Origin of the sequence: Candidatus Levibacter sp. Uisw_134_01 (assembly GCF_047717795.1) — a bacterium.
Taxonomy (GTDB): Bacteria; Pseudomonadota; Alphaproteobacteria; order Puniceispirillales; family Marisalimonadaceae; genus Marisalimonas.
The window spans coordinates 792358-803310 of sequence record NZ_CP159808.1; the positions used below are offsets into that span (position 1 = coordinate 792358).

10 protein-coding genes are annotated in these 10953 nt (G+C 37.8%); 3 read left to right on the forward strand and 7 right to left on the reverse strand.

Going from position 1 to position 10953, the window contains the following annotated elements; all coding sequences use genetic code 11:
• The first annotated feature begins 146 nt into the window (after positions 1–146).
• A complete protein-coding gene (locus ABXT66_RS04245; protein WP_443644414.1) occupies positions 147–1421 on the forward strand; it encodes a tetratricopeptide repeat protein in 1275 nt (424 codons plus the stop codon).
• A gap of 58 nt (positions 1422–1479) precedes the next feature.
• Here the strand turns inward: ABXT66_RS04245 and ABXT66_RS04250 are convergent, their stop codons facing one another.
• Genes ABXT66_RS04250 through ABXT66_RS04265 form a run of 4 tightly spaced genes read right to left on the reverse strand, consistent with a single transcriptional unit; the run spans position 1480 to position 4766 of the window.
• A complete protein-coding gene (locus ABXT66_RS04250) occupies positions 1480–2232 on the reverse strand; it encodes a hypothetical protein (RefSeq protein WP_443644415.1) in 753 nt (250 codons plus the stop codon).
• An 11-nt stretch (positions 2233–2243) separates the two neighbouring features.
• The gene (locus ABXT66_RS04255; protein ID WP_443644416.1) at positions 2244–2630 is read right to left on the reverse strand and encodes a hypothetical protein; all 387 of its coding nucleotides are present in this window, start codon (positions 2628–2630) and stop codon (positions 2244–2246) included.
• Position 2631: 1 nt separating this feature from the next.
• The gene (locus tag ABXT66_RS04260; RefSeq protein WP_443644417.1) at positions 2632–2991 is read right to left on the reverse strand and encodes a P-II family nitrogen regulator; all 360 of its coding nucleotides are present in this window, start codon (positions 2989–2991) and stop codon (positions 2632–2634) included.
• Positions 2988–4766: a DUF1538 domain-containing protein gene (locus ABXT66_RS04265; RefSeq protein ID WP_443644418.1), complete on the reverse strand. Its 1779-nt coding sequence runs from the start codon at positions 4764–4766 to the stop codon at positions 2988–2990. The genes ABXT66_RS04260 and ABXT66_RS04265 overlap by 4 nt, the downstream gene beginning before the upstream one ends.
• A 409-nt stretch (positions 4767–5175) precedes the next feature.
• Here ABXT66_RS04265 and pcaD point away from each other — a divergent pair, with 409 nt between their 5' ends.
• Both pcaD and ABXT66_RS04275 read left to right on the forward strand, forming a co-directional pair.
• The gene (gene pcaD, locus ABXT66_RS04270) at positions 5176–5964 is read left to right on the forward strand and encodes a 3-oxoadipate enol-lactonase (protein ID WP_443644419.1); all 789 of its coding nucleotides are present in this window, start codon (positions 5176–5178) and stop codon (positions 5962–5964) included.
• A gap of 88 nt (positions 5965–6052) precedes the next feature.
• Positions 6053–7588, forward strand: a complete 1536-nt coding sequence (locus ABXT66_RS04275) for an acetyl-CoA acetyltransferase (RefSeq protein ID WP_443644420.1) — start codon at positions 6053–6055, stop codon at positions 7586–7588.
• Between the two features lie 7 nt (positions 7589–7595).
• Here ABXT66_RS04275 and ABXT66_RS04280 read toward each other — a convergent pair whose 3' ends face one another.
• The 3 genes from ABXT66_RS04280 to ABXT66_RS04290 are packed head-to-tail and all read right to left on the reverse strand — an operon-like array spanning position 7596 to position 10951.
• A complete protein-coding gene (locus tag ABXT66_RS04280; RefSeq protein ID WP_443644421.1) occupies positions 7596–8363 on the reverse strand; it encodes an enoyl-CoA hydratase/isomerase family protein in 768 nt (255 codons plus the stop codon).
• Between the two features lie 24 nt (positions 8364–8387).
• Entirely contained in the window at positions 8388–9965 is a 1578-nt protein-coding gene (locus tag ABXT66_RS04285; RefSeq protein WP_443644422.1) for a cisplatin damage response ATP-dependent DNA ligase, read from the reverse strand.
• Positions 9962–10951: a ligase-associated DNA damage response exonuclease gene (locus ABXT66_RS04290; protein ID WP_443644724.1), complete on the reverse strand. Its 990-nt coding sequence runs from the start codon at positions 10949–10951 to the stop codon at positions 9962–9964. Before ABXT66_RS04290 ends, ABXT66_RS04285 begins: the two co-directional genes overlap by 4 nt.
• Positions 10952–10953: the final 2 nt, after the last annotated feature.

Here is a 10953-nt window from a genome sequence, read left to right on the forward strand (position 1 = left end):
AGAGAGTAAGAAATAAATGCGTACTCAAGCTTTAAACAGTCAATATCATTCAAGAGCAATTTTTGCCATTTTTTCATCTAATATTGATTTTTATCTACTTGCTCACGAATTTAATATGATAAATAAGGTATTTAGAGGTATACGACATGCTTAATGACGCATATGGAAATCCTGTTGGAACACGTTCTGTTGAGGCTCGCGACGCTTACGACTTGGGTATCAGCAGATTCCTTGGTGCAGAGCCAAGAGTTTCTGACTCGTTTGAAGCTGCTATTAATGCTGATGAGGGCTTTGCACTTGCACATATTGGTCTTGCTCGCAACATGCAGTTACTAGCCCAACCTGACCGTGTTAAGGCAAGTCTTGGGCAAGCCCGAGCACTAGCGTCAGGCTTGAGCACAAGAGAGCGTTCTCACATCAATGCATCAGCTTTACTTTTGGAAGGTAAGGCTGCAGCAGCACGAATTGCAGTTTATGAACATGTAGAGAAATGGCCTGCAGATGTAATGATTGCGCAGATGTGCACAAGTGTCTTTGGCTTGATCGGTTTTTCTGGTTTACCCGGACGTGAAGCTGAACAACTTGCTTTCATTTCTCGTTTGTCGCAACATTATGGCGATAACTGGTGGTTTCGCACTCAATTGGCGTTTGCCCAGTTGGAAGTGGGGCAGCTCGTTGCGGCGCAAGCCAATATAGAGGCTGCGATGGCTGCCAATCCAAAAAGTGCGCATACAGCGCATATTCGTGCTCATCTCTATTATGAAAATATGGAAGATAAAGAAGGGCTTAACTACTTAACAAACTGGTGTGAGAATTACGATCCATCAGCAACGCTGTACAATCACATATACTGGCACGTCGGTCTTTGGTCTTTGGAAACCGGTGATTTTGATAAGATGTGGCATGTCTTGGATATCAATATTTCACCAGAACGAAGTCAAGGTCCACCACTCAATGTCATGACGGATACTGCAGCATTGTTGTTTCGCGCAGAACTTGCGGGCTTAAAAGTTCCTGTCGAACGTTGGAAAAAACTAAGTGCATATGCGCTTGCAAAATTTCCAAAGCCTGGTCTAGGATTTGCTGATCTCCACGCTGCTATTGCTCACGCACGTAGTGGGAATCGAGACGCACTTGAAGTCATAATCGACTGCGCTGATGGGCCAGTAAGCGATCTAACCAAGACGCTTGCGATAGGGTATAGGGAGATGGAGGACGAAAATTGGGGCATTGCCGCCGAACAATTCTGCAATGCTATGCGTGATCACGCTCGTATTGGTGGTTCTAATGCGCAACGCGATCTTATTGACTACTCTTTGGCAGCGTGCTTAGTCCACGATGGTCGACGTCAGGAAGCCCGAACGCTTTTGTCCATAACAAGGCCGCAAGCAATTTCTAAAGAAATAGTGGCGGGTCTATAGAGACAGCAACATTTCTTAATGATTTTTCCACTATATCATTAAAATTATAAGATTATTCTTATTTTAATTTAATAAGCAGGTCCGCAGTACGTCTCTGGTTTGCAACAACACGCTCACGATCTGCTTGAATACGTTCACGCCGGTTGGCAATGTCATCACCAAGTTCTAAGATGCCTTTGGTATCTTTCTCAACGCGATGAACCAAACCAGTAGCCTCTTTCTCTGCTATATTTGCTCGCTCAAGCAGTTTTTGTAAACGCTCTGTATTCGATACCACACTTTGTGAATTCGCATTTGGTGTAGCTTTAGTCATTTGCTTAGCAACGGATCCATCGGCCCACTCAGCATTCTCAGAAATCATCGTATCTCCCTCATCGACGACTGTCTCGTTAGCCTCAGTAATCAGACCGTTAACAGACTGCAGCATTACATTAACTTCAATCATTTTTGCAGCAATATCGCGTAGGGTATCGTTTAGATCAGAGCGCTTTTCAAGCTGCTCAATCCGAACTTGGTTCAACATCCGTACCTTGAAATTGGCCTCAACGTCAGAAGATGGATCCAAAGCTTCAAGCATTGCAATTCGACAACTATACAGATCATTGACGTTATCAATCGCGATTGACCTATTACCCATAAAGGCTGAGGTGTAGTTTCGTTGCAGTAACGCACGATTTTCTTCAATGTCTGCAAGTAACAACATAAGCTCGGCATATGTTGTCGACACTTCTGCATCCAGCTCAAAAATCTTGCGTCGGTTCTTACGAATATTCAATTTATTTTCAGCTATTAAATCGGTTTTGTTTGCCATGGTGTCACCTATCATTCTGTAATTTCATCAAACTCGGCGTGATCGAGTTCTGGGATTGTATGTTTAGTTGATTGCATCAGTTTATTCATGTAAATCATTCCTTTATTCGGCTCGGACAAGTGGCAGAAGCGATAAATAAAATCAAATATGTTTTCAGCTTGGTCAGCTGTTACAACAACATGGAATTGCTCAACATCAAAAGAGCCTGAAACACCCGCCACAGTTTTCTGTCCAATCATCGTGCCAGCTACATTATAAAAGTAAACTTCATTTATACCACGATTCATAAGCTCGGGGATTAAGTTATCAGTTCCACCCTCATATAATATACCTGAGATAAGCCAAGTATAATCAAGGTAGTCCAAGGTTGGATCAGTTTTAACTTCAGAAAACGCCATCTCAGGTACCTGAATATTTAGAAAGGATAGATGGCGGAACGTAGGTGGCAGCCTGCATTAGAGGCGTTGCGTACATAAAGCCCATACCAGGTGTGTCTAACTTGCCAGCCAAGAAAACTCGCTCAAAAACTCTGTCAACTTCGTCACTTGAAACCATCACATTGACGACATCACGTTCGGCATCGACAGCTACGCCAAGAGCACCTAAACGCTCGCGAATTCCTACACCCATTGCCCCATGCACAGTTGATCCTTGAATACCCACCTCCAGTAAAGCATCAGTAATGATCTCGCCATAACCATGTTGCACAACTGCCGTAATAAGTGTTGCTTCTGTTAATGTCGTAAATGAACGTTTCATTCCATCTCTCCTTCACGAGCAACGCGGCGTTCCTCTAGTTTTATTTTAAATTGAACATAAATACCCAGTGTCAAAACCGCAACAATAGGACAAATTGAGGCTGCTGCCAAAATACCAAAGCCATCAGTTGATCCAAGCGCATTGCCAAATCCAAGGCCCATCGCAAGAACCAATGGCACAGTCACAGGACCGGTTGTCACACCGGCTGAATCCCAGCCAACATTCACGAATTCTTCTGTTGACAACAGGGTTAGTATTAGCCCGAGTGTGTAGCCCGGTATTAAGATGTACATAATATGAAACCCGTAAATAAGCTTCAGAACACCCAGCATGATACCGGTGGCAACGCCAAAAGCGACCGCAAACATTAACATAGATTTTTTAAAAGCACCGTTGGTCAAATTCTGCACTGTCATTCCAAGGGCGTTTAGAGCAGGCTCTGCAAGTGTTGCAGAAAGACCTAATACCCAAGCAAATAGACCTGCGATCCCGACACCGACAGTAACGCTATATAGCGGGCTCGCCGTGATTGCATCAATTGACGTAAATGCACCTGCTATCAATCCGCCTGATTGATCTCCAAGCTTCGCTAAACCATAAGTCAAGCCGATGTTAAATATACACATTCCGACCACTGCGAGAATAATCCCGTAGTAGGTAATGAATGCATTTTTCAGCTTCTCACGCAAAATTACTAACAGCACCACTGCCAAGAAAATCACCAACGGTACAATAGCTCGCACACCCAATATAACTTCAGTCCAAGGTGTTGCTTCGTACCACTGTGGCTGAGAGGTTGCTGATTGCGCTGCCAATTTGATTTCAGCTGCCTTCTCGATGATGAGTTCCGGTGGAACTGTATAGGCTGTGTAAAAGCTCAACAACAATACACCAAGAATTGGGAATACAGATGCCAGTGTAACAATACCAAAGCCGGACAAAGAAGAATCTGCACCTTTACCGGCTGCCGACGCGACACCGATACCAAGCGCAAGGACTAAAGGCACTGTAACTGGACCGGTGGTAACCGCACCACAGTCCCAAGCTAAACCGACAATTTTAGTCAGCTCAGGGTCCATAAAAGCGATGACGCTCAAAATCAAAGTTGGCAAGACGCTCATAAAAATCATTGGCTTCAAACTCCAACCACGTAAGAACCTGACCGTTCCTAGAACGGCCGCCAAACCAACGCCAAGTCCAACAAGTAAAACAGTTGCCCCTGAGCGATCATTTAAGAGGGTAAATAGATAAGGTGCCTTTTCAGGATCAACGATAGATCCAGCCACCTGTAATGCACCAATCGCAGGCTCTGCAAAAGTTACACCAATTCCCAATAAGAATGCGATACATAAGACGCCGGGCAACGGTAGTTTACGAGGCAAAGTATTACCAATGATCTCACCAAATGGCATAAGCCCAAGCTTCAACCCTTCCATAAACATCATCAAGCCAATCATGACCGCAAACAATCCGCCTGCAATGATGCTTGCATCCATAACAGGTGTTTGCAGCACAAGATATTGAAAGAGGGCCAAATAAAGGGCCAGTGGCACAACCGCACGTGCTTGATCAATGAACCGAGTGGACAAATACGGTTGGAGAATTTTTAATACATCACCGCCACCTAATTTCATTTTCGGTACAGGTTGCGGATGTTCTTTGCCATGACGATCAAACAATGGCTCAGGCATTAATTCTTGGAATGGTATCTTTTGACTGTCGATTGACATCGCTTGGATGTAATCCCCAAATCGGATGGTATTGCGTCGTGCCATAATAAAACCCAATAATTACTAATAATTCACTATTACTTGTTTTACATTTTGAAATCAATACAATTTTAATTAATGAATATATAAGCGCACGCTTTTAAAACAGGAACCATGCGTCAAAGGTTTGGTTTCTAGAACCTGCCTCAGGCTTCCAAGTTGACAGATAATGATAAACAACCTTTTCCTGCTCTTCTTTATATGGGCAGGATAGACGTTTGAGGAATACACACCAAAGATATAATCTTTGAACTCTGATATTTCATATTATCTCTTAAGATATTTGAGGTGTTTCAAAGGAATTGATTAAAATTGTTGTAACGTTATATTGATCATATTAAAGATTTTTTGTATTCGATTGTAATATATTATAAGTTAGACAGACGTATTTTAATAAAAATATGAGGGATATACTATGAACTTTGCCAAAATAAATGACATATCAATACACTTCAATTATATCAATAATGGTGTAAACAAGCCAACTGTAGTTTTTTCTAATTCGTTAGGAACAGATTTTCGTATTTGGGAAAGTTGTGTAGAAAACTTATCCAATGATTACAGCATACTCACATATGATAAAAGGGGGCATGGACTTTCTGGTCTTGGGAATTCACCTTATGTAATTGATGATCATGTTGCTGATCTTATAGATTTGATGGATCACCTTAAAATTTCAGAAGCAGTGTTAGTTGGTCTTTCTGTGGGTGGGCTTATAGTTCAAGGTGTGTATCACAAACGACCAGATTTAGTTCAAGGATTAATCCTTTGTGATACGGCAGCTAAAATTGGTAATGAACAAATGTGGAATGATCGTATTGCTATTGCTCGTGAAGGAGGTCTAGAAGCTCTTTTAGAAGGTAACATGCAACGTTGGTTTTCACCAAATTTTCATAAGAATAGGCAAGTAGATTTACGTGGATATGAAGCTATGTTTACTAGAACACCTCTAGAAGGTTACATAGGTACTGGTATGGCTATTCGTGATGCTGATTTTACAGACAAAGCTCCTTCTATTTCTGTGCCAACAACTTGCGTTGTAGGTAGACAGGATGGGGCAACTCCTCCGGAACTTGTAGAAGGAACTGCTAAAATAATACCGGGTGCAAAATTTGAGATAATTGAAGAGGCTGGCCACATACCATGTGCTGAACAACCTGAAAAGGTTGTGAGTATAATAAAGGAAATGATAGTATCACTTTAAACTTGGTATTCTTTTACATCTAACACTAAAAGATTTAAATTTATTTGATTCAAACCAATTAAGATTATTTTTTAAAAAGAAATTTCAAATGGATGAAACAAAAATACCAATTTTAGTTGGAAGTGGACAAATAACACAACGCGAACCTGATGTGGAAAGAGCTCTTTCACCCATAGACCTTACTGCTGCAGCAGCAAGGAAAGCAATTGAGGATACAGGAGCAGGAGATACTCTTTTAAAGTCGATAGACACAATGGTTTTAATTCGTTCTTTTTCTGATACCAGTTGGCGTTTTAAATGTCCCTTTGGAAAATATTCAAATCCACCGCTTTCATTAGCTAATCGTCTAGGTGCAGAAAACGTTAAACATCATATTTATACTCATCCTGGAGGTAATATGCCCCAATGGTGCGTAAACAGAATGTTTGAAATGATTGCTCGTGGTGAAATGGAAATTGGGATGATCGCTGGCGGAGAGGCGTTAGCAACTCAAAAAAATGCCCAAAGAAAAAAAACAAAACTTAATTGGGATGAAGATATTGGAGATCAATTTAAAGAATGGGGTATAGATAAAAGAGGTTGGTCAAATATTGAGGATCGACATGGCATGGCTGGTGCTATATTTGCTTATCCTATGATAGAAAATGCTATTCGTGGGAATGAAAACCGCTCAATCGAAGATCATTCTCTTGCAATGGGTAAGTTGTTTTCTAAGTTTGCATCAATTGCTGCAAATAACCCTCTAGCTGATAGAAGACAAAGTTTTTCAGCAAATGAAATTGCTTCAGTAAACTCTGACAATCCATATATAGGTTTCCCATATACTAAGCTTATGAATTCTAATGCTTTTATTGACCAATCTGCGGCACTTATTTTAACATCTGTAGCAAAAGCAAAAGAGTTAAACATCCCAAGAGATAAATGGGTGTATCTTCATGGTTGTGCTGATGCCTATGACCATTGGTTTTTAAGTGACCGTATTAATTTTTATTCATCTCCTGCGATGTCAGTTGTTGCTCGTGAGACATTTGAAATGGCTGATTGTACGATAGATGATATTGACCTGATAGATCTATATAGTTGTTTTCCTTCTGCTGTTGAGATTGCATGCAATGAAATGGAAATTTCACAAGATGACCCAAGAGGTTTAACTATTACAGGAGGGTTACCTTATTTTGGAGGTCCAGGTAATAATTATGTAACTCATTCTATTGCCGAGATGATTGACAAAGTAAGATCTCGTCCAGGTAGTAAAGGCCTAATTACTGCTAATGGAAACTATATTACAAAACAATCAGCTGGTATTTATTCAACTGAACCGATTGATAAACAATTTTCTCCCAAAAACCCAAGTATATATCAAGCTGAAATTAATTCTAAAAAAGGACCCTCTTTCACAGAGTTTGCAAGTGGGAAGGCAGTTATAGAAACTTATACAATTATCCATGATCGTGAAGGACCCTCATTTGGAATTATCTTTGGCAGATTAGAAGATGATAGTCGTTTTATTGCAAATACATCTAACGACATTGATTTAATGTTAAAAATGACTACTGAAGACTTCTTAGGTGTTTCAGGAAATGTTAAAAATAGTGAAGGAATAAATATATTCACACCAAAGTAATATTTATTTACTTCCAGTTTGGTTTTCTTTTTTCTAAGAAAGCTTTAAGCCCTTCTTGAGCATCTGGTGTCATTGCTACGTTGCAGAAATCTTCAACAGCATTTGCGACTCCTCTTCTGTAATCAAGGTCATTAGTACGCATAAAAGCAGCTCTTCCTAATTTAATGGCCGTAGGAGATTTATTGGTAAATGTAGTAGCTAACTTTGTTGCTTCATCTAACAAATTTTCTTGTGGAACCTTTTTATTGATTAAACCCATTGATAATGCTTCATCTGCATCAAACTTACGGCCACTAAAGAGTAAATCAAAAGCACGATAACGCCCAACTATTTTTGGCAAATGATTAAAGTGAATTGCGGGTAGTAAACCCAAGTCAATTTCAGGGTATCCAAATGAAGTTTTGTCAGAAGCAATGACGATATCGCATGAAATTGCTAACGTCATTCCTCCACCTCTTGCAGCTCCATCAATAACAGCAATTGTAGGCTTGCTCATATTGTACTGAGTGTCCCAAAGTTTTATATATAATAATTCAAGAAATTTTCGTACTTCCAATATTGGTTTATCTATTAAGATATCTAAATCCAGACCAGCGCAAAATATATTTGGTATAGAGCTGCTTATCATTACAGCTAGTACGTTTTTATTTTCATTTACTTCTTTTAAAGCAATTATAATTTCATTAAGGAAATCTATACTAAAGGCATTTATGGGTGAACGTTTCAAACAAATATTAGCTATGGAGTTTTCTACTATAATGTCTAAATATTTCATTCATTTCATTTCTATAATTATTTTTTATTTTGCGTCCAAACCAAAATCTAATTTAAATTGAGATAATTGCAATACTTCTTGTACAGGTTTGTCTTCTCTTAATCTTTTGATACGTGGAAATCTTAACGCAACACCAGATTTATGACGTTTGCTGTAATTCACAGAGTCAAACGCTATTTCTATGACAAATGTTTTTTCTACTTCTCTTACAGGTCCATATTTTTTTGAAGTGTTATTTCTAACAAACTTATCAAGAGTCTTCAGTTCTAAATCACTAAATCCAAAATATGCCTTACATATTGGCAATATTTCGTTACCTTGCCATAACCCAAGTGTAAAATCTGAATAATATGAACTTCTCTTACCATGACCGCGTACAGCATACATTAAAATTGCGTCGACTGTTTTAGGTTCTTTTTTCCATTTAAACCAATGACCCTTTGGCCTTCCTGATATATAGGGGCTTTTTATTCTTTTAATCATTATCCCTTCATGTTCTTCATCAATGATTTTAAATTTTTTTATATTTTCTAATTCTTTCCACTCTGTAAATTTAATAACTTCAGATAAATCAAAATATTGATTTTTGTTTGTCAAAAACCATTCTTCTAATTTTTTTCGTCTAAGTTTCCATAGTACATCTCTTAAATCTATATTATCTAAAAATAAAATATCATAGAGCTTTATAAAGGCAGGATAATCAATCAAATGTTTCTTGCTTACTTTTTTTCTGTTAATTCTTTGTTGGAGTGAGTTAAAACTCATTGGTACATAGTTTTTTCCAACTAATAGTTCTCCGTCAAGAATAACCATTTTATATTGGTTGTTTTCAATTTCTGGGAAAGACAGGCTAATATCATCTCCCGTACGTGAAAAAATCTTTACTTCATTTTTATTTAAAATAATTTGAACTCTTATCCCATCCCATTTCCATTCGGCAACGTAATCATTAGGAATAAGACTACTAAAATCATTATTTATTATTGGATTAGATAGCATCATTGGGTGGAAGGTTTTAGTCAAATCTATTTCTGGAATATCTGCTTTGTTAGATAACCATTCAAACAGATTTTCATAAGGAGGTTCTAAACCATGCCAAATTCTTTCAATGTCATCTAAATTCTTATTACTAAAGTTTGCTAACGCAGTTTTAGTAAGCCTTGAAGAAACACCAATTCTAAGTCCACTACTGATTAACTTAATGAGGGCCCATCGTTCAGTATCGTTCGCAATAGATAAAAAATTTTCAAGAGTTGGTCTGATTTGATCCTTTTTTATATTTTTTAAAATATTAACTATTTCTGAAATACTCGGTAAGTCACCTTTTTTATGGTAAGGCCAAATAAGTGAAATTGTTTCTGCTAAATCACCCACATAATCATAAGATAATGCAAACAAATCTTTATCAACATTTTCGCAAATAATTTCTTTTATTTTTGAAATAGGGATATTTCTTAATTCTAAACTGTTTGTAAGTATAGCAAGAGTATAACCTCTTTCTGGATCAGGAGTATTAGAAAAGTAGTCCGACAAGATTTGAATTTTTCTATTTCTTGACGGTGTTAATAATAATTTATTTATTAACTCACTAAAATCTTTCACAGTTCTTCCTCATCTTCTCTTCCAGATAAAGATAAAGCTAAACCGTTAATATTATTTTTTTTACACCAATGGACTATTGCCTCCTCTCTTCCGTGAGTAACATATACATTTTCGGCTTCTGAAATTTTTATGTAGTTTGTTAACTCATTCCAATCTGCATGATCAGATATAATTAAAGGAAGCTCTACTAAACTTTGCTTGGCTCTTTGTTTTATAGACATCCATCCGGAAGCTTGACTTATTATAGGGTCTTCAAATTTTCTAGACCAAATATTTTTAATGGCTGAGGGTGGGGCAAGAATTATTTCACCGTTATAATCGTTTTTATTAATTAAGCTTACTTTAGATAATTTACCGAGGTTGACGTTATTTGCTTGATAATAATTACAAAGTTTTTCAAGTGAACCATGAATAAAAATATTTTTGTTATAACCTTGTTGTCTTAACAAACTAATAACTCTTTGTGCCTTACCTAATGCATACACGCCGACAAGGTGAGGTCTTTCAGGAAATAAATATAATGAGTGTAAGAGTTTGTTAATTTCTTTTTTTTCATCTGGATGCTGAAAAACAGGCAATCCAAATGTTGCTTCAGTAACTAGTGTATGGCATTTCACAGGTTCAAAATTCACGCAGGTTTTATCTTTTGAAGTTTTATAATCTCCTGTGAAGTTAATTTTTTCACCTTTAAATTGAGTTAAAACTTGTACGCTTCCTAGAATATGACCTGCTGGGAAAAAAGTTATAGAAACTTCATCAATATTCAGTGTCTGATTTAATTCAAGTTCTTGGAAATGATCAGCGCAATTCTCACCATATCTAATTTTCATTATTTCAATAGTTTCTTTTGTAGCTAATACATTCTTATGACCAGGCTTAGCGTGATCAGCGTGACCATGAGTTATAATGGCATTTTCTACTGGCCTAAAAGGATCAATATGTGTATTTATTGGCTTTATATGCAAATTTTTATCAATCCATTTCATCT

What these genes read in the sequence shown, in the direction of transcription:
- ABXT66_RS04265 (WP_443644418.1), bottom strand. Translation starts at nt 4,766, where the DNA reads ATGGCACGACGCAATACCATCCGATTTGGGGATTACATCCAAGCGATG.
- ABXT66_RS04280 (WP_443644421.1), bottom strand. Translation starts at nt 8,363, where the DNA reads ATGAAATATTTAGACATTATAGTAGAAAACTCCATAGCTAATATTTGT.
- ABXT66_RS04255 (WP_443644416.1), bottom strand. Translation starts at nt 2,630, where the DNA reads ATGGCGTTTTCTGAAGTTAAAACTGATCCAACCTTGGACTACCTTGAT.
- ABXT66_RS04290 (WP_443644724.1), bottom strand. Translation starts at nt 10,951, where the DNA reads ATGAAATGGATTGATAAAAATTTGCATATAAAGCCAATAAATACACAT.
- ABXT66_RS04260 (WP_443644417.1), bottom strand. Translation starts at nt 2,991, where the DNA reads ATGAAACGTTCATTTACGACATTAACAGAAGCAACACTTATTACGGCA.
- ABXT66_RS04275 (WP_443644420.1), top strand. Translation starts at nt 6,053, where the DNA reads ATGGATGAAACAAAAATACCAATTTTAGTTGGAAGTGGACAAATAACA.
- ABXT66_RS04245 (WP_443644414.1), top strand. Translation starts at nt 147, where the DNA reads ATGCTTAATGACGCATATGGAAATCCTGTTGGAACACGTTCTGTTGAG.
- pcaD (WP_443644419.1), top strand. Translation starts at nt 5,176, where the DNA reads ATGAACTTTGCCAAAATAAATGACATATCAATACACTTCAATTATATC.
- ABXT66_RS04250 (WP_443644415.1), bottom strand. Translation starts at nt 2,232, where the DNA reads ATGGCAAACAAAACCGATTTAATAGCTGAAAATAAATTGAATATTCGT.